The 19128-nt window shown below is 65.1% G+C and carries 10 protein-coding genes; 2 read left to right on the plus strand and 8 right to left on the minus strand.

Annotated elements, in window-relative coordinates:
* Positions 1–18 precede the first annotated feature (18 nt).
* The gene (locus KOR34_RS22010; protein WP_146568279.1) at positions 19–246 is read left to right on the plus strand and encodes a hypothetical protein; all 228 of its coding nucleotides are present in this window, start codon (positions 19–21) and stop codon (positions 244–246) included.
* A gap of 67 nt (positions 247–313) precedes the next feature.
* Here KOR34_RS22010 and KOR34_RS22015 read toward each other — a convergent pair whose 3' ends face one another.
* The 6 genes from KOR34_RS22015 to galB form a co-directional block, all read right to left on the minus strand.
* Positions 314–3229, minus strand: a complete 2916-nt coding sequence (locus tag KOR34_RS22015) for a BNR-4 repeat-containing protein (protein WP_146568280.1) — start codon at positions 3227–3229, stop codon at positions 314–316.
* 206 nt (positions 3230–3435) lie between these two features.
* The gene (locus KOR34_RS22020) at positions 3436–4320 is read right to left on the minus strand and encodes a GDSL-type esterase/lipase family protein (RefSeq protein ID WP_146568281.1); all 885 of its coding nucleotides are present in this window, start codon (positions 4318–4320) and stop codon (positions 3436–3438) included.
* A 29-nt stretch (positions 4321–4349) separates the two neighbouring features.
* On the minus strand, positions 4350–4715 hold the full coding sequence (locus KOR34_RS22025) for a hypothetical protein (protein ID WP_146568282.1): 366 nt from the start codon (positions 4713–4715) through the stop codon (positions 4350–4352).
* A gap of 86 nt (positions 4716–4801) precedes the next feature.
* Positions 4802–5920 (minus strand): DUF1559 family PulG-like putative transporter, encoded by a 1119-nt coding sequence (locus tag KOR34_RS22030; protein ID WP_146568283.1) that lies wholly within the window; start codon positions 5918–5920, stop codon positions 4802–4804.
* 226 nt (positions 5921–6146) lie between these two features.
* On the minus strand, positions 6147–10739 hold the full coding sequence (locus KOR34_RS22035; protein ID WP_146568284.1) for a beta strand repeat-containing protein: 4593 nt from the start codon (positions 10737–10739) through the stop codon (positions 6147–6149).
* Positions 10740–11105: 366 nt separating this feature from the next.
* Positions 11106–13841, minus strand: a complete 2736-nt coding sequence (galB, locus tag KOR34_RS22040) for a beta-galactosidase GalB (protein WP_146568285.1) — start codon at positions 13839–13841, stop codon at positions 11106–11108.
* Positions 13842–14204: 363 nt separating this feature from the next.
* Between galB and KOR34_RS22045 the strand changes: the two genes are divergently transcribed.
* Entirely contained in the window at positions 14205–16736 is a 2532-nt protein-coding gene (locus tag KOR34_RS22045; protein ID WP_146568286.1) for a glycosyl hydrolase 115 family protein, read from the plus strand.
* A 55-nt stretch (positions 16737–16791) separates the two neighbouring features.
* On the opposite strand, the gene KOR34_RS22050 is transcribed toward KOR34_RS22045, so the two are convergent.
* The gene (locus tag KOR34_RS22050) at positions 16792–17688 is read right to left on the minus strand and encodes an SDR family oxidoreductase (protein WP_146568287.1); all 897 of its coding nucleotides are present in this window, start codon (positions 17686–17688) and stop codon (positions 16792–16794) included.
* Between the two features lie 212 nt (positions 17689–17900).
* Positions 17901–19076: a XylR family transcriptional regulator gene (locus tag KOR34_RS22055; RefSeq protein ID WP_146568288.1), complete on the minus strand. Its 1176-nt coding sequence runs from the start codon at positions 19074–19076 to the stop codon at positions 17901–17903.
* Positions 19077–19128 lie beyond the last annotated feature (52 nt).

Below are 19128 nucleotides of genomic sequence, written 5' to 3' on the forward strand. Positions count from 1 at the left end.
TCCCAGACGGTGTAAGCCATGCCCAAGTACCTTCTCGCCACCGCCCTCACCGTGACCTTCCTCGGCGCCTGCGCCGTCAGCGACGCGTCTGCCGGTTGGTTCCACCGGCACTCCCAGCGGTCCAACTACTACTACCGCTCGGCCACGCCGACCTACCGCAGCGTCCCCACGCCCGCCGTGCGGGTGTACCGCAGCACCTACTCGCCCAGCTTCTTCCGCGATCAGGACGGCTACGGCGAGAGCTGAGCTGAGGCAGTCTACTCCGACGAACGCGCGCAGCCGGCGGTCCTCCGCCGGCTGTTTTTAATGCGCCCTACGCCGGCCGCAGGGCTCCCGGTGCCTGACGGCGCCGAGTTAGCAGCACGAAGGGGAGGAGCAGCAGGCCGCCCGTGGGCTCCGGGGCCTGAAACGATTGTGCGGGATCGGCGAGGCTTTGGCCGAAGGTGTCTGCCCAGACCCGGTAGTCAGCCTGCGTGACCTGGCCGTCGCCGTTGGCGTCGCCGGCGGTGTAGGGGGGGAGGTCGGTCGCCCCCAAGGTGTCACGCCATACCGTGTAGTCGGCCGCGTCAACCAGCCCGTCGCGGTTGAAGTCGCCGGGCAGGCTGGGGCCGACCAGAGAGTAGCCGACGCCGTCGAACCAGGTCCGAGATGCGGCGCCGTTGAGCGTCTGCCAATCGTCGATGAAGACCTGGAGGTCGGTGCCATCGGCCACTTCCGATCTGCCTAGGTAGGCGCGGTAGAGCAGCAGGTCGTTGGCGTTGGCCGCTACTTCGACTTCGTTTTCGAACTGACCCGAATTGGCGTGCTGAGAGCCGTACTTCCGGAAGTCGATCAGGTTGTTCTCTTCAAGGCCGGCGAGGAGGCGCCAGTCTTCGTCGTTGTCGCTCCAGAAGTAGGCGAAGAGATCGTACGTGCCGTCCGCCAATCCGGAAAGCGTGGTGTGCAGCATCGCCGCGTCCTCGGTCCCGGACTCGTTGGACGAGTAGACGCTTCCTCCATTGCCGACGCCCGACCGCTGGTGCCAGAGGTTGTCGTCCGGGCCAGCCAGGTCTGATGGCGCTGTAGCGCCGATGGCCGATCCATCGAGCTGGGTGGTGTTCGACGCGTTGGCGTCGACGTAGGTCACCAGCCCGCTTTGGTCACGCGGCGGGCGGTCGATGATCCCGACGACCGCGGCGTTGATGTTGTGGGCGGTGGTGTAGTCGCCACGGAACCAGAACACGGGTTGTGGTCCTGTTCCATGGGTGTCGGGAGCAATCGGGCGGAGGTTGTCGACGGTCGAGTCCTCGGTGATCGCTTGCCAGTTCCACTTGCTCCCGTCGTAGTTGCCGCGGTAGATCTCGTGGTTTCGGGTCTCGGTTTGCCACGTTGGGTCGCGGGGGTCGAAGGGCGTTGAGATGTACAGCGTGTTCTCATCGCCGGGGATCAGGGCGCCCAGTCCTGTGTAGTCCTGCTCGGGGCCGTACAGGCGGTCTCCCATCCTTGCGATCTCCTGGTTGGACCAGGACTCAGAGTTGGGGTCCCAGCGGGCGAAGTGCAGGCGGTGGTCGATCGGGTTCTCGGTCCCGCCGTCGTTGGCAGACCCGTCGGTGTTCCACCGCGAGGTGTACAACGCCATCAGGTTGCCCTGGGAATCGAGCGCGGCGTCGGTCGTCCAGAGGCGGTTGTGGCCCTCTCCGAGCCCGTCGGGCGCCGCGACCAAGGTGAAGTCGGTGGCGTCCGGTACGGCGCCGTCGCCCGCGGTGACGTTGCTGTCGAACAGGTTCGCGTCGATCAGGTTTCCCCGCATGTCGAACGTCTGGCCGCCCTCGATGTAGCCCGCGAAGACGCTGTTGTTGTAGTTGCGGGGGTGCGTTTCGGTCGTGGTGAAGTAGATCCGCGACTCGCCGTCGCTGGCGTACTTTGGGTACGCGGAGTAGCCCTGCGCGTCGCTTTCGAGGAACTGCCCCTTCCACTCGAGCGTGCTGCTGTCGGGGTGGTATTCAGCGACGTTGGGCATATTCTGTCCGGCGCCGTTGGTCGAGAGCCGGCCGTACGAGCGTGAGATGTCGTACACCTTGCCCTCGTCGGCCAGGTAGAACAGGTTGTGGTAGCTGATGTTGCCCTGGTCCGGGTTGCCGGTCTGGTCGGCTCCGGGCACGTTGTCGTACCAGTTGAACAGCCGCTCTTCGGACCACGAGGTGCTGTCGCCCGGGTTGGTGGAGACCCGGTAGCGGGTCCACTCGTCACCCAGCCCGCCGTTGTTGCCGTGGTTAGCGTAGGTCGCCAGGTAACGCCCATCCGGAAGCACCAGCAAGGCACCCACGTTGTGGTCGTCGTTCTGGATGGCGGGGTTCCCCTGCACCTGGTTGGAGAGCCGGGTCCTCACACGCCGACCGCTGACGGGATCGAAATCCACGACATCGACGTTGCCCGGGTACCCGCCGCCCTGCACGGTCTCGTCGAAGCCCACCGAGTTGACCAGGACGTGGCCGTTGTTGGGGTTTACAATGCTCCGCTCGTCCGTGTACCAGGTCCAGTTGCCGTCGCTGTCGAACTGGATCAGGTTGCCGTGCACGATGTCGCCGATCTCGTCGGGCGGTGGCGGCGGCAGCAGATTGGCGCCAATCGCGTCAAAGGCGACGTTCCGCGCGCTGCCGAACGAGCCGGGGTTGAGCCCGGCGCCGACCGAAATCCGCAGCCGGGTCGAGGTGGCGGGCACCATACCGGCCATAGGGTTGTCCACCAGCTGCCAGCCGGCGCCGCTTGCCTGGGTGACGTAGGAGTTGCTGCCGAGGAGGGAGTTGGTCGCGTCGTAGAACTCGTAGGACACGAAGCCGAAGTCGTTGCCATCGTTGTTGTAGAAGGCGTAGGAGAGCCCCAGGTGGCGGTCGCCCTGCGAGATCAACTCGTTGTGCGGCGTTAGGTCGATGTCCTGATAGATGAGCCCGCTGTTCTGAGCGCCGCCGATCAGCGAGTCGGCGCTGCCCAGCCCCGAGTGCTCCCAACTCCCCGAGAGGAAGTTGTTCCCCTCGAAGGCGGCGTCAGGGTTAGCGTTGCCAATTGGCGCGTCGCCAATCCACAGCGGATTTCTGCCCGCGGCGACGGTCCAACCGCTAGGCGGGTTGGTCGGTGATCCCGCTTCGAATCCGCTGTTCACGACCGAGAGTGTGACCTGCGAGCAGCATGCCGGGATGAAGCCGAACTGGACGAGGACAATCGGGCAGGCAGTCGCTAGCAGTAGGCGCATAACGTCGTCGAGGAGGCGGAAACGGGCGGGTAAGCGAGACTAGAAGGTCCGCTGCGTGGGCGAGCAGTCTTTCACGAATGATGCAGCCCATCCTACTTGCGATCGCCAGGCGTGGCCTGGGACGAATGCGCAAAACGCTGACGCGGATGCGGTCGGCGTCGATGGTGAGTCGCGACACGAAGCAGCGCACGCCAACAGCCGCGATATCACCGCTTGGCGCTGGGGTCGCCTGTGGGGGGCGGCGCGTGATCCTCCTTCGCAGGAGGGCCAAGCAACTCGATGAGCACCGGATTGAGGGCCTTCTCCCACACGATGTACCCGGGCAGGCCCAGGTGCAGGCCATCGGAGAACACGCCTGGCCGGGCCTTGCCGTCGGTAGCGACAAGCCCCTCGTTGATGTCGAGGTACCGGATGGCGTCGCCGTCGGCGAGTTCGGCCAGGCATTTGTTCGCCTCGTTGATCGCTTCTGCGGCGCCTGGGTTCTGAGGCCTGGCGAACAGGCCGACCAGGATGATCTTCGCGTCGGGCGTGCGGGTTGCGAACTCGTGGAGGATCGCCTGCACCCCGGTGACGATGTCGTCGACGTGCGACGCGTCGGCCGCGCCTTGCCACGGCAGGTTGTTGGTCCCCGCTTGCAGCACGACCACCTTCGGCTCTACGCCGTCGAGCTCGCCGTTGCGGAGTCGCCACAGGATGTTGTGGGTGTTGTCGCCGCCCCAGGCGAAATTGGCCGCGTTCCAGCCGTGGAAACTCTCCTGCCAGTGCTTCAGGTACTCCGGGTAGTCGGTCCCGCCCCACCGCCTGGTGATCGAATCGCCAACGAAGTAGAGGTCGATCTGGCCGTACTTGGTCTTCTCGAGAAGTTGCTGGTGTGCAAGGACCGAGTTCGGGTCGGTGCGTTTGACCGCCTTGTGTGCGCGTGCCGCTGCGGCGAGCGTGCGTTCGCGCGATGAGGCCCCGGACTCTGCAGCGGGGGCTGTGCTGACCACGGCCAGGCACAGCAGCGCGGTTGCGACGCGGCCTGTGTCAACGGCCCCGAGAAGCCGCCTTGCGCCGTGCCGGTCTGCTGTACGAGAAGTGTGATTCGTCATGTATCGCCGTTCCACGAAATACCGGAGGGTTACTGGCGTACATTCTTGTTGAGTGGGACGTCGTAGTCGACGGTGATAGCGGACTCGTCTCCCGTGATCACGAGGTTCTCTGCCTCCCAGTCGAGGGGCACGTAGCTCAGCTTGGCGAGCGGGCCCTGCGAAGGCGGCGCCGACAGGCAGGTGATCCGCACCTCGTAGGTGCCGGGGAGCAGGCCGTCGCCCTTCTCGAACGAGGTCACCTCGAATTTACCGTCGGTTCCGAACGAACCGCTCCCCGGTCGGTAGGGGAGTCCGGCGGCGCCGGTGCCTTCGACGAGGCTGAAGGAGATATCGCCGGGCTTCGGGGGCGGGCCGCCTTCAAACGTGACGGCGCCCTGAACCTTGGTGGTTGGCATCCCCGAGCCCCCGCAGCCGGCCGCGGCAAGGCAGGCCACGGCAGTCACGAGAACTCCGGCATATTTGCAGTACAGCATAGGCGTCCTCAAAACCCTCCACCCCCTCCACCGCCGCCGGCGCCGCCGCCGCTGCCCTTGAGCTCCTCGCTCCACTCGCCGTCGGAGGCCGAGGTCGTGCCGAAGTAGTTCCACGTATGGTAGTCGATCGACGTCACCTCGTAGTGAACCGACCCGTCGGCGTACAGCATGTTGGCGCCGCCGGGGTGAGCGCTCCGGAACGAGTTGAAGATGTAGTAAGCGTCTGGGTTGTCCCGCCACGTGCCGGGAGTGTTGAGCGGCACGTTCGTGCTGGCGAGCGGCGTGTTGGTGCAGAGCAGGCAGTTGCGGTTGCTGTCGTCGGCGAGCGTTTCGCCGATCAGGTAGGTCTTCGAAAGCCCATCGGTGACCTTGCTGAACCGGACTCCCTTCGGGTTGCGGCAGATCATCCCGACACACATCCCATCCTGCACGCAGGTGCCGTTTGCAAAGCAGTCCGACGAGCCGAAACCTTTGTTAGGCTGCGTGCCCCATGAGCTGCCCATGCACACGTCAGGGGCGCCGCCGCCAAAGTGGCAGTAGTCCTGTGCGGTTGGACCCATCGAACCGAGGTAGGAATTGCCTTGGGCTGTCGGTGGGTTCTCAATTCCCCAGACCTGCAGTTCGCCAGGCTGCTTGACCACAATCGACGAAAACGGGTCCGAGGGGCAGAGCATCGCAGGCATGCGGGCGTTGGCGCAGAGCGCCTGGTTGGAGTTCGGGTCCGAGAGGTTCCCGCTACCGGGGTAGGCGCCGTTCGGCCCGCCCAGCTCCATGTGGAACGAGTCCTTTAACGCCTGGTCCTCCATGAACGGCATGAGGGCCGTAATCCAGTTCCATTCCACCTGTTCGCCCGTCTGCCAGTAGCGGGCCTGGTCGACCCACCACTGCGGGTACCCCGACCCGCCCGGCGCCCGCTTGTAGGTCCCCTCGAAGTTGTGCACCGCCAGGCCCATCTGCTTGAGCTGATTGGTGCACTGGGCGCGGCGGGCGGCTTCCCGCGCGGCCTGGACCGCAGGCAGCAGCAACGCGATCAGGATACCGATGATCGCGATCACCACGAGTAGCTCGACGAGAGTGAACCCGCGATCGATGCGCGAGCGTGGGCAGCTGCTCGAGACAGACTCCATTTTCGACCTCCTCACAACCTCGTTGATTGGTTTCCATCGCCGCCAGCACCGACCGGTTTATTCAGCCGAATCGTTCTGACGTCTATCTGCAAGAACAAATAGCAGCGAGATTGGGCCGAGTACTCAACCACCAACCCAACCTACGCCGCTCCGCTTTGCACTCCGAAATTGCGCCGCGCCGGCGACTACCGGCGCGGCGTCCGTCTGCCCCAGACTTGTCGCTCGACTACTCAGCCCGCCTGCGGACGCCGGCGGCCAGACCGGCAATGCTCAGCAGCAGCATCGCCGTCGCGGGCTCAGGCGCCGCGGCTGCGGCCCCCGTTGCAACGACACTGAGCGATCCGGTTGTCAGCAAGCCGCTGGTATCCCACTCCAACCCGCCGGCGAGCCCGGCCGGCAGGATGAAGTCCGCCTCGTCAAACACGCCGCTTGCGGAACCAAAATCGAACAGGTTCCAGGAATCGCCGGCCAGCAGGGACGCCGCGGACACGCTTGCGTCGAGGCTGACCTCCAGAATGAACCCGTCCGCGACCGACAGTGCGCCGGTAACCGTCAGCAGGTCGTTGACGCCGGCGTTGGCAATATCAAACTGGATCGTCGATCCATCGACCAGCGAGAGGTCGCCGTCGACGGTGAACGACTGCCCAAAAGCGCTGGTCGATCCGTCCGTCAGCGTGATGCCGTCGTAGAGCGTCCGGCCGTTCGGGCCGGCGCCGGTGTCGTCGATGAAGACTTCGATCTCGCCGGCGCCGTTCGAAACGAGTGAGCCGACCGGGGCGCCGTACATCGTCCGGTCCGACTCGGTGAGCATGACGGGGCCGGTGAACAGGAAGTTGTCCAGGGGCACCGCATCGGTTGCGCCCTCGAGGCCGTCGCCGGGAGCATTGAAGAGCGTTAACGAGCCTTCGCTGGCGCCCGCCTGAATTGGCCACACCGCGGCGTTGTCCCAGAAGTTTGCGTAGACGTCGTAGGAGGTATTCGGCTCAAGTCCGGTGATCGTAGTCTTGATCACCGGCACAGCGGCCTCATCAGGAGGTGTTGTCGGCGCCCCCTGCAGCAGGTCGCCGTTGTTTCCGAACGCCCGCGCTGCCCACTCGTCGTTGCCCTGGAAGCTCCCGTTTGGCGGGTTCAGTTCGGCGCCGCTTGCAAGGGTCGTGTTGCCTTCGGCGCCCCAGGTCGCGTCGATATAATCCGCATTGGGGCCTTGCGGCATCACCGCGTCACCTATGCGGATAACAGCGCCGCTGGTCGTCGAGACGTTGCCCGCGATCGTGCCGCTCTTGCCGCTCAGGGTTTGACCGCCGGCAAGCTGCAGTGACGACTGAGCCGTGACGTCAATCGTGCCGCCATTCGCGGCGATTTCCGGAGCGGCAATTGCGGTTGTGCTGGCGATCTGGACGGTTCCGGCGCCAGTCTTGGTCAGGACGCCGTTGTTGCTGACGTTGTTTAGGAGGCTCATCGTAAGGCCATTGCTCACGGTGAGGGTCACAGGGCCAGACTGGGTCCCCGCGATGTCCTGATTGATTGTCATCGTCGACTCGCCGCCGCCGGTGTTCGCTACCCGGAAGCTTGCCCCGCCGGCAGCGACGTTGATCGCGCCGGTCAGCGTTGCGGTGCTCTCGATTGCGCTCACGCTCCCCCCATTGAAGGTCAGCGGTTCCGCGAGGCTTAGGTCGGTGAAGTTGAAGGTGAGGTCGCCGCCGGCGCTGATGGTGGTTCCAACGGCCGATGAGCCGAGCGCCTGGGCGTTGTTGAGGTTCAGCGTCGCGTTTTGGATGACCACCGGGCCGGTGAGCGAGTTCGCGCTGCTGAAGGTGTTGAACCCACTGCCAACCACCAGGGTTCCAGACCCACTTATGTTCCCCGACACGTCCCCGCCAATGTCCAGGGTCGCGTTTTCCCCGATGCTGATGGCGCCCTGCAGTGTGTTGTTGTTCCTCAGCACGGCGGTGACGTTGCCGGTGATGTTGATTGGCGTGGCGCCGCCGAAACCGCTGTCGCCCGTGATGGTGTAGGTGTTGCCCGTAGAGCTGTCGAAGATCACCTGCGACGGGAAGACGTCTGCACCGGAAATATCGACCGTGACGCCACCGCCGCCGCCTGTTTGTCCGTAGTTGTCTCGCCAGAGGTCGTAGTCGGCCTGCACGACGTTGCCGCTGGCGTCGCCGGTGCCGTTGCCGTTGAGCGCGTCGTCGCTCTGCCCGAGGTTGTCCCGCCAGATGGTGTAGTCGGCGGCGTCCACGGAGCCGTCGCTGTTGAAGTCGCCCGCCTGCGGGCCGCCAACCACGGCGGAGTCGTTGAACGTCACCTGGTCGAGGTTGGCGAATACGGTGTCGCCGCCGGTCCAATTGGCGGTGGTCTGGATGTCCCAGGCCTGACCATTGGCGCCGGTCCAGGTTAGGCTCACGGGCGTGCCGTCGACGTCCAGCTGCACCTCGTCCGCGGCGGTGTCGAGCACGATCGCGGCGGAGTAGCGGGACCCGGTGATAACGTTGCCAAGCGTGTCGGTGAAGTTCACCTGGAAGTTTGACGCCGAGGCCCCGCCGTTGAGCGTGAGCGTGCTGGCGTCGATCAGCGTGTAGTTGTTGGCCGTGTCGAAGACCCCTTCGGCGATCGTCACATTCACGACGAACTGCTCGGAGCCGAATGCGGCGCCGCCCCCGCCGCCGGCGCCGATCGTGAAGGCGCCGTTGACGGAGATCAGGTCGTTCTCAGAGTTGCCGACCGACTTGACGGTGGCGTCGTCGCCGAGCTGGAAGTTGAGCGAACCGGTGTTGTTGACGGTGGCCTCGTCGGCGTCGAAGTAGAACAGGTCGACGCCGCCGTTGACCGACAGGGTCCCGACACCGTCGCCGGGCGAGAGGGTGCTAGACTCCCACACGCCCAGCCTGTTGGCGACCACGGTTCCACCGCCGCTCAGCCCGGTCTCGTAGGGGGCGATCGGGATCAGATTGTACTTGCTGAAGCCGTTGCTGACGTCGAGCGTGGCGCCGGCGTTTACCTGCACGTCGGAGCGGAGCTCGCCGTTGTCGCCGGCGCCGTTCACCCGGAGTGTTCCGGATTCGACCGTGGTGGAGCCAAACCAGTAGTCGTCGTTGGCGTCGGTCTTGGTGTTGATCGTTAGCGTGCCCGAACCGCGTTTGATGACGTTGACGTTGTTCTCTTCGTTGATCGGGACCCCGCTCATGCCGTTCTCGTCGGTGCCGTAGTCGACGAGCCGGCCAGCAAGGTCGATGTTCCCTGCACCGGAGAAGACAAAGTTGCGGACGCCGCCGTCGCCATCGGGAGCGGAGATGGTTCCGCCGAGCGTCAGGGTCCCGGAGGTGGACTCAAAGTTGTAGTTGTCGCCGTTGACATCGCCCTTGATGTTTCCACTCCACGTGTTGTTGCCGGCGCTGGTGACGTGCACCAGGTCCGCGACCCCTTCACCCCGACGCGGGAAGAGCGTCAGCAGCTCGTTGGCGACCGTGACATTGCCGCTCAGAGCCAGCTTTCCGTTGTTCTGGCTGCCATTCTCGCTGACGGTAGTGCCCGTGAGCGTGGTCGCGTCGCCGGCGCCGAGTGCGGATGCGTGGCTTACCTGGAGCGTGCCTCCGGAGATCTGGGTCGTCCCTGTGTAGGTCTTGGCGGAGTTGAAGCCAACCGTTTCGGTTGTGAGCGACGAGTCGACAAGCACGCTCCCAGCGCCGGACACGGCGTTCGGGAAGGCGCCGTCGAACCCGGCAACAAAGGCGAGTGTGCCCGCCTCCGCGACGCTCACGGCGCCCGGCACGCTTCCGGTCACCGGGAGCTGCAGCGCCCCGCCCGAGACGGACGTGGTCCCCGTGTAGGTGTTGGCGCCCGACAGGACCAAGGCGCCGCCCCCCGACTTAGTCAGCCCGGCGCCGCCCGCGACGACCGCACTGATCTCGTGCGTGCCCTCACCCACGAGGATGTTGGCGCCGCCGGTGAGCGTCAGCGCGCTGGGGCCGGCAATCTCGTACTGATTGGCGTTGCTGAACGTCATCTCGCTCAGGCTGACCGGGGCGTCGAGGGTGACCGTTGCGGTGCTGTCCGTGGCGTGAGCGGAGCTGAAGAAGGGGTTGTCGGCGGGGACCGCCCCTCCGAGCCAGTTCGCGCCGGAGTTGTAGCTCCCGCCGCCATTGACGTTCCATGGGGTGGGCCCGCCGGCGACGCCAAACAACGCGATCGCGACATCGCCCGAGTCGTTGCCGTTCATCCGGTCCCAGCCGAGGGTCTGCACGCCCGCGCCGCCGCCGAATCCGCTGCCGTAGGCCAGGGCGCCGCCGCCCGCGCCGCCGTCGATGTCGAACACGCCAGATGAGCTGATGATCGATCCGGCGGCGGGCGTTGTGCCGGCGCCGTTGCCGAAGTTGAGCCCGGCGTAGTTGAGCACGAACTGCGAATCGGCGGTGGTAGTGATCGAGTTGTCGATCGCGGTGATCGGTGAGGAGGACGTGTCGACGTAGTCCAGTTCGTAGAGGAAGTATCCGGCGTCGGCGACGCTTACATCAACGTCGAAGGTGAAGTTGCCGGACGCGGCTGGGTTCGCGAAGTAGAACAACCCCACACGACCGTCAGAGACGAACGCGTCCGGCGAAGCGCCACCGTACATGGCGTTCGAGTACGTGATGTTGTTGTCGGCGTAGACGCCGAAGACGAGGGCATTGCCGTCGCCTTGCAGAGCGTATGGGAAATTGCCGCTCGTTCCGAGTTCGTCGACGCGCCCGCTGCCGGTGCCGGTGACAATCACAACGGCCCACGCAGGGCACGAACCAAGGAGCAGACTCAATACCAATGCCGCAACTGTAGTTCTCATCAGAGGAGTCCCTCTAGGTGGTGGACGGAGTTGTCTCTCAGGTCGCCGGGGCCGACGGCGAGCGGCAGGTGGCTTTCTTTTAACCCAACCGAGAACGCCCTGCGTAGCCGTTGGTGTCGAGCCCCGGATTCGTTGCTCACGACCTCGAACGAGTTGATAAGATTTAAGACCGAGTCGCTCGCGCCACTGCCCTTGGGCGTGCAGCGCATCTCCAGAAAAGCTAATCGTCAAGTTAATCGCGCGCCGCTGAAACTGCGATGCGTAAATGCGAAAAAGAATGATGCGATCGCGGACTTGTCTGCGCCGGGTGCAATCGTGGTTCACTCGCCGCTCTGAATTGCAGCGACAGACGCTTTGGACGCGACTTCACCTTGACCTGAGCGAGAGCGATACGGGCCGCAACGCTTCGGCGCGCACGGTCAGCTTTAGCTCGCCCGGCTCGTCGCGATTCGTCCGCACAATGGCCAGGCACCTGCCGTGAAAGGCGCTGCGGGTAGAGGAGGGGAATGGGGTAAGGTTGGTGGGGTCGCCATTGGCGGTTGCGATGATCTCGCCAGGGCCTTTCAGCTCGAACGTAAGCGGGTGATTGGCAAGCGGCGCGGTGACGCCACTGGAGTCGGCAATGCGAATTGAGACGAAGGCCAAGTCCCGTCCGTCTGCTAGCAGCTGATCCCGGTCAACCGTCGCGTCCAACGCGGCCGCGGCGCCGGCCGTTTGGACCTCTGAGCTCGCCCACTCTCGACCATCCTTGTAGGCCGTGGCGCGGAGCGTGCCAGGCTGGTAGGCGACGTCATCCCATCGCAAGCGGTGCTGACCGGGCGTCTTGCGTTGACGCCCTAGGGATTGGCCGTTGAGGAACAACTCGACCTCGTCGCCCGAGGTGAATACATGGACGGGCGTGACCTGCCCCTCGCGGCCCGGCCAGGTCCAGTGCGGCAGGATGTGGACCAGCGGCAGGTCGGGCCGCCAGTGCGACTGGTAGAGGTAGAAACGGTCCTTCTTGAAACCTGCCAAGTCGACAATCCCAAAGTAGGAGCTGCGCGAGAGGTAGTAGGGAGTCGGCTCGCCCAGGTAGTCCCAGCCGCTCCACACAAACCCGCCGGCGACAAACGGGTGCTCTTTGAGCGACCGGAACACCTTGTCTGCCGATGATCCGAACGGGGTCGTGTAGAGCTCGTAAGAGCTCACCTGGCGGGTGTCCGGGTCACCCCCGGCGCCATCGGCCACCGGGGCGCTCACCCCCTTGGTCACGGGGAACAGGTAGGCGCCACGGGTGCTGACCGCCGCCGCGTTTTCGCTGCTTACGATGACCTTGTCGGGGAACGCCTCGCGGAACGCCGGGTACAGTGGCGGGGTGCGGATGCCCTGCAGTCCGCGGTAGGCGGGCGCATCCCGGATGCCCTCGCCTTGGTAGTTGAGGCTGATGAGATCAACCTCGGCAGGTAGCGGCATGTCCGGCTTCGAAAAATTCATCGCGGTGGTCGTCGGCCGGGTTGGGTCTTCCTCTTTCACGATGTCGTGGAGTCGCCGGGCGACCGCGGCGCCGGCCTCGCCGGTGTACTGCTCGCCCACCTCGTTGCCGATGCTCCACGCGATGACCGATGGGTGGTTGCGGTCACGCCGCACGAGGGCGCGGGTGTCGGGCTCGCTCCACTCGGGAAAGATGAGATGGAAGTCGAGCGGCGTCTTCTTCCGCTCCCAAACGTCGAAGGTCTCGTCGATGACCAAGAAGCCCATCTTGTCGGTCAGGTCCAGAAGCTCCTGCGCCGGCGGGTTGTGCGACATGCGGATTGCGTTGCAGCCGGCCTCTCTGAGAACCTCGAGCTGTCGCTCGGCGGCGCGAACGTTGAACGCGGCGCCTAGCGGTCCGAGGTCGTGGTGTTGGTTGGCGCCGCGGATCGGGATGTGCTCGCCGTTCACCAGAACGCCGCGGTTGGGATCAAACCGCAGGTCGCGGATGCCGAACGGCGTGTCGTACTCGTCCACGACCTCGCCCTCCGCGTACAGCCTGGTTCGCGCAAGATACCTGTGTGGCTCCTGAGTTGGGGGCGGCCCCCACAGCCGCGGAGAACTGATTTTGGCCGCGCCTCGAATTGATGCAGTGCGACCGCTATCGACCGAAAGCGGCGCAGGTTCGATCGACGCCACCGGATCGCCACTCGGGCGGTCGTCCTGGCCGAGTTCGTAGATGTCGGTGCTGAGTGTCACCTCCGCTGCTGATGACGAACGGTTGGCAACCTCAACACGCAACTCGACTACCGCGGACTCGGGCGAGACGTCGCGGGTCGTGACGCAGGTCCCCCACTGCCCAATGTGGATTGGCGAAACGGTCGTCAGCCATACATTGCGGTACAGGCCGCCGCCCGGGTACCAGCGTGAAGATTCGGGCGGGTTGTCTAGTCGGATGGCGAGCTGGTTCACCCCGCCGGGGCGGATGTAGGGAGTGAGGTCGACCTGCCAGGACGCATAGCCAAATGGCCAGCCGCCAACCAGCTGGCCGTTGAGCCACACCATGGCGTAGGACATCGCCCCGTCGACCTCGAGGAAGACCGACTTGCCGGCGCTCGATTCGGGAATATCGAGCTGGCGGCGATACCACGCGACGCCGGGACTTGGCAGGCGCCCCATCCCGCCGCTGACCGCCGCGCCCCAGCCGCCGCTGAACGGGCCGGCAATCGCCCAGTCGTGCGGCAGGTCAACCGATTCCCAGGCGGTGTCGTCAAACCCGGCTTGGACGAAAGCAAAGTCGCTGCCCGGAGACCCCGCGGGCCGCGCATGGTGGTTGGCTGGATCCTTGATGAACGCATTCGCCGTTGGCAGGATCCACGGCTTGAGGACCGCTTGATCAGACCGCACCTGCACCGCCTCGGTTGGTCGTTCGTCGGCGGGCCGCGTCTCGCGCCGGTCGGTGATTTCGGGCCGTGCGTCGTAGACCAGCGGGTCGGGCGTTTCGTCGGGGCCGTACTTGTAGAACCGCCAGCCGAAGTTGATCGACTCTCGGGTGCGTACTCCGGCTGCCGCTTCGCTGGCGTTGGCGCCATGCGGCGCCACGGTCGTGGCGCCGATCACGGCCGAGACTAGAAGGGCGATGCGGTATACCATCTTGCGTTCAGACTCCGTGGAATACTCTGGATACATGCCCGGTGGTACCACATTGCACGGCAGTCTGCCATTCTCTGGAACAGCTGTACGGAGCCTTCTCCTATCGCCCAAGCGTGACCGCTTGGTTGGCGAGTCCGTTGTTGAGATGCGGAAGTTTGCCGAAGGTCGAGGGCGCCGCCGTCTACGGAGATTCGGGGGGCAGCGCAGGGGAACTGACCGTAGAAGCCTGTAAGATAAACTGTGCTCGGGCCTCTCGTTTCGCGCCCCGCATTTGTGCCATCGAATTGCGCATTTGAGTCGGCGAGTCTGGGATAGCATAATCGTCGCGTGCCAGAGCTTCGTCTCGTCCCCATTGAGGTACTGATGCCGCACCGTCCGCTAATCCTGCTTGCGCTACTGCTCACAGTCGTGCGAACCTCGCACGCCGAATTTCAGCTCATCGCCGACGGCAGGCCCGTTGACATCTTTGTCGATTCCCAGGCATCGCCCGGCCTGCGTCGCGTCGCCGGCTGGTTGGCCGACGACATGCAACGCGTCAGTGGACTGCGGCCCGAGGTCAAGCCCGGTCGGCCTGCTGGCGGCGGGATCCTGGTGGGCGTTATTGGGGCCGGGGGAGAGCTTGGCGACCTGATCAAGGCTCGGGGAATTGATGTTTCGGCCGTGGAAGGAAAACGTGAGGCCTCTGTGACGGCCGCTGCAGGGGACGTGCTGCTGATCGCCGGGAGCGACAAGCGCGGGGCGATCTACGGCATGTTGGACCTCTCACGCGAGATCGGCGTGTCACCATGGTACTGGTGGGCGGACGTGCCGGTCCAGCATCGGAGCGACGTCTCGGTAGCGTCGGAGCCACAGGTCCGCGATCCACCGAAGGTCCGCTACCGGGGCATCTTCCTCAACGACGAGGCGCCAGCGCTGGCCAACTGGTCGAACGAGCGATTCGGCGGTTGCAATTCAGAGTTCTACGCGCATGTGTTCGAGCTGATCCTGCGGCTTCGAGGCAACTTTCTGTGGCCTGCCATGTGGGGCCGCTCGCTGTTCGACGACGACCCGGCCAGCCAGCGCCTCGCAGACGAGCTGGGCGTGGTGCTCAGCACCTCTCACCACGAGCCGATGCAGCGGGCCCACGCGGAGTGGTCTCGCTACGGCAAGGGCCCCTGGGACTACGACCGAAATGCCGAAACTCTCCGCGATTTCTGGCGCGCCGGCGTGCGGCGGATGGGAAACAAAGAGAGCGTTGTCACCCTAGGCATGCGCGGGGACGGCGATGAGCCGATGACCGAGGGCGCCAACATCGCGCTGCTCGAGCGGATCGTTCGTGATCAGCGTGAGATCCTCGCCGAAGAGCTCGGGCGTCCCGTCACCGACCAGCCGCAGGTGTGGGCGCTCTACAAGGAAGTCCAGGAGTACTACGACCGCGGCATGCGTGCGCCCGATGACGTGATCCTGCTGCTCTGCGACGACAACTGGGGGAACGTCCGGCGGCTCCCCAGCCCAGAAGCGCCGCGGCACCCGGGTGGGTACGGGATGTACTACCACTTCGACTACGTTGGCGACCCTAGGAATTACAAGTGGCTCAACACCAACAGCCTGCCGCGGGTCTGGGAGCAGATGCACCTCACTTGGAAGCACGGGGTCGACCAGATTTGGGTCGTCAATGTGGGCGACCTCAAGCCGATGGAAGAACCGATCGACTTTTTTCTTACCATGGCCTACGACCCGGACCGGTTCCCCGCCAAGGGAATCGGCGAGCGTATCGATCAGTGGCGCATCGACTGGGCACGAGAGCAGTTCGGTGATGAGCTCGCCGGTCCAATTGCGGAAGTGCTCAAGCGCTACGCCAAGCTTGCAGCCCGCCGCAAGCCCGAGCTGCTTGACGCCAACAGCTACAGCCTAGGCAGTCACGATGAGTGGGGCCGCGTCGTGGCCGAGTGGAAACAGCTTATGAACCGTGCTCAGAAGATCGCCCAGCAGGCGTCGAGCGATCAACAGGCGGCGTACTACCAGCTGGTGCTCCACCCGGTGCTCGCGATGGGCAATCTGCACGAGCTGTACTTCGCCGTCGCAATGAACCACGCCCTCGCCGAAGATGGCGACCCGGCAGCCAACGAGTACGCCGATGCGGCAGAGGCGTTCTACGCGATCGACCAGCAGCTCACCGACCGCTACCACGCGCTGGAGGGCGGCAAGTGGAATCACATGATGTCCCAGACCCATATCGGCTACACAAGCTGGCAGGAGCCCCGCCGACAAAGGATGCCAGACGTTCGCCGGGTCGACCCGGATTCCAGGCCCGCCACGGAGGCCGCTGGTGCGGCGCACTCGAACAACGGTGCGGCGTCCGCGGCCGCGGTGGGATTCGTGGAGCGGAACGGCTACGTGTCGATCGAGGCGCCCAGCTTCGCCAGCTCCTCGTCAGCGGACGGCGTCGGGTGGGTCGAACTGCCTGACCATGGAAGAACCGGATCTGCAATGATGCCGACGCCGGTGACCGCCGCACCGTCGGTGCCGGGCGAAGGGGCATGCCTCAGCTATCCGATCTGGCTGACCAGCGCTGGTCCCGTGACCGTCGACGCCTACCTTTCTCCGACACACGACTTCTACGGCGCCGACGACCACGGCATCCGCTTCGCGGTTTCGATCGACGACGGCAAGCCAGTCGTTGTCGACATGCACGCCGACCGAAGCACTAACGAGCACAACCCCAACCCCTGGCGCGAGCGGGTACGGAACTCGATCCACATCGCGTCGACGCCGCCGATCGAGGCCGGCCAAGGCGCCCACACCCTGCGGTTCTGGCGTATCGACAGCGGGCTCGTGCTGCAGAAGCTCGTGGTGAGAACGCGCGAGATTCCCCCGAGCACCCTGGGACCGCCGGAGAGCACCCGGGCGGAATAGCGTCCTCTAGGCGACGCCGCGAGTTGGCGTCACGAGTTGTCGCCCCTACGCCGGGCTAGATCGTTGCGACCGAGAACCCGCCGTCCACCACCAGGTTGTGGCCGGTCACGAAGGACGACGCCTTTGGCGAGGCAAGCCAGATCACCGCGCCAGCCAATTCCTCGGCGGCGCCAAAGCGGGCCATCGGCGTGTGACCGATGATCTTCGCGCTCCGCTCGGTCAGCGTCCCGTCCTCGTGGTACAGCAGTTTGCGGTTCTGTTCCGCCGGGAAGAAGCCGGGGCTGATCGCGTTCACTCGGACCCCGCGGGTCGCCCACTCCAGCGCCAGGTACTTGGTCAGGTTGATCACCGCCGACTTCGCGGCCGAGTAGGCGCCTACCCGCGACACCGGGTTGAGCCCCGCCATCGAAGCGATGTTGATGATGCTGCCGCGTCCGGCCGAGAGCATCGCCTCGCCGAACACCAGCGAGGGAAGCAGAGCCCCGCCAACCAGATTGAGATCAATCACCTCGCGCCAGGCGTCAATAGGAATCTTGCACACGCTGTCGCCCGGGCGGAGCGTCGCCGAGGGGTGGTTGCCGCCGGCCGCGTTTACGAGCACGGTAGTCTCCCCGAGCTCGTCGCGGACGGAGTCGACCGCGCGTCGTACGGAGTCTTGGTCCAACGCATCCACCGGCTGGAACATGCCGACGCCGCCGCTGCGGTTGATACGGTTAGCGCGAGCGGCGCCACGCTCGGCGCTGCGACCGAGGATCACGACCCGCGCGCCGTGGCACGCGAGCGCCTCGGCCATCAGCCCGCCCAAGACTCCGGTGCCGCCAATCACCGCGGCGACCTCGCCCGTTAGGTCGAACAGCCCCTGTGTGAAACTCGTGAAGGGCGCGCCGATCAGAGCCTCGTCGCCGCTTTCAGCAGGCAGCTTGGAAACGATGGATTGAGGTGAGTCTGGCATTGAAGGAAGTTGCGAACTCTCGGCCCACACACGGCGCGCTGCTGGGGCCCCGAATTCCGCGTTTGGTGCACCCGTGACACGCTGACAAGGAGACAAGCGGCCCGCGCCGCCCGCACACAACCAGTATCTCTACGCCGTGCGGCAGGCGTCTACGGGCTTAATACCGTAAAACCATGCTGCGATTGCGCAGCGAAGCTAGCAACCGGCTGGGGTCAGGGCGCGAGGTTCGACCGGTACTGGATCGGGGTCATGCCGACGCGTTTCTTGAAGAACTGGATGAAGTAGCCGACCGAACCGAAACCGGCGAGCCGCGACACGCGCGAAACCGAGTAGCTTGTGTTCAGCAGCAGCCGCTTGGAGTGCTCCAGCCTCGCTCGCTGGATCTCCTCGAGGATGCTTCGCCCGACGATGGTCCGGAACCGCTTCTCCAGGCTGCGGCGTGAGATCGCCAACTCGTCGACCAGCATCTTCACGGTGACGTCACGCCCCTGCGTGCTGTGGATGATGCTTAGCGCTGATGAGATATCTTCGTCTTCCACCGCGATGATCTCGCTCGAGCGACGCGTCACGACGTTCAACGCCTCGACGGTGATCGCTTGCGACGATGTGCGGCGGCCTGACATCATCTGGTCGAGCAACGCCGCGGCGCGGTATCCGGCGGTCTCGATGTTGAGCGCCACGCTCGATAGCGGCGGGTCGGCCAGGTCGCAGAACACCTCGTCGTTGTCCACGCCGACGACCGACACGTCCTCCGGCACCCGGCGGCCCGCGAGGGCGCACGCCTCGAGCACCTCGCGGCCGCGGTCGTCGTCGCACGCGAACAGCCCCACGGGCGTGGGAAGACTCTTGATCCACTCCGCCAAGATCGTTTGTTCATGCTCCCATTGTTGGTCTCGTTTGCGGGTCGGTGAGCGGTAGACGAATGGTTCAATCCCCTCCTTGTTGAGGAACTCGCGGTACGCCAGCTCGCGTCGGGATGACCAGCCGCGATCGGAACTACCCACGTAGGCCAGGTTCCTGAGCTGGCGTTCAAGCAGGTGCTCGGCTGCGATCCGCGACACCTCCGCCGGGTCGGAGCTTACTTCCGAGAGCAGGTGGAGCGGGCTGTCCTCGGCCAGCTGCTCGTCGGTCAGCCCGATCGCGATGGTCGGCACCCCCGCCGCTAACACCTGCCTGGCGACCCGTTCGTTCGGGATGCGGGCGATAATGCCCGTCCCGCCCCACTGCTTCATCTTGGGCACCACCTGTTCGTAGTCGCCAGGACTGATGTGGAAACTCCACGGGCCGTGCTCGCGAGAGTAGCGGGCGATCCCGCGGAGAAACTCACGCCCAAACGCCCTGGCGGTTTCGACAAGCAACGCGACGCGGACTTCGGAGACGTGCGGCAAGGCAGTGCGCTGTTCTGGGTAGGTCGTGGATGAGATCGTCGGGACCCCCACC

Origin of the sequence: Posidoniimonas corsicana (assembly GCF_007859765.1) — a bacterium.
In the GTDB taxonomy this organism is placed as follows: domain Bacteria; phylum Planctomycetota; class Planctomycetia; order Pirellulales; family Lacipirellulaceae; genus Posidoniimonas; species Posidoniimonas corsicana.

Bases quoted from the DNA above. Each gene is read 5' to 3' on its own strand.
- KOR34_RS22010 (WP_146568279.1), top strand. From the start codon at position 19: ATGCCCAAGTACCTTCTCGCCACCGCCCTCACCGTGACCTTCCTCGGC.
- KOR34_RS22015 (WP_146568280.1), bottom strand. From the start codon at position 3,229: ATGCGCCTACTGCTAGCGACTGCCTGCCCGATTGTCCTCGTCCAGTTC.
- KOR34_RS22020 (WP_146568281.1), bottom strand. From the start codon at position 4,320: ATGACGAATCACACTTCTCGTACAGCAGACCGGCACGGCGCAAGGCGG.
- KOR34_RS22025 (WP_146568282.1), bottom strand. From the start codon at position 4,715: ATGCCAACCACCAAGGTTCAGGGCGCCGTCACGTTTGAAGGCGGCCCG.
- KOR34_RS22030 (WP_146568283.1), bottom strand. From the start codon at position 5,920: ATGGAGTCTGTCTCGAGCAGCTGCCCACGCTCGCGCATCGATCGCGGG.
- KOR34_RS22035 (WP_146568284.1), bottom strand. From the start codon at position 10,739: ATGAGAACTACAGTTGCGGCATTGGTATTGAGTCTGCTCCTTGGTTCG.
- galB (WP_146568285.1), bottom strand. From the start codon at position 13,841: ATGGTATACCGCATCGCCCTTCTAGTCTCGGCCGTGATCGGCGCCACG.
- KOR34_RS22045 (WP_146568286.1), top strand. From the start codon at position 14,205: ATGCCGCACCGTCCGCTAATCCTGCTTGCGCTACTGCTCACAGTCGTG.
- KOR34_RS22050 (WP_146568287.1), bottom strand. From the start codon at position 17,688: ATGCCAGACTCACCTCAATCCATCGTTTCCAAGCTGCCTGCTGAAAGC.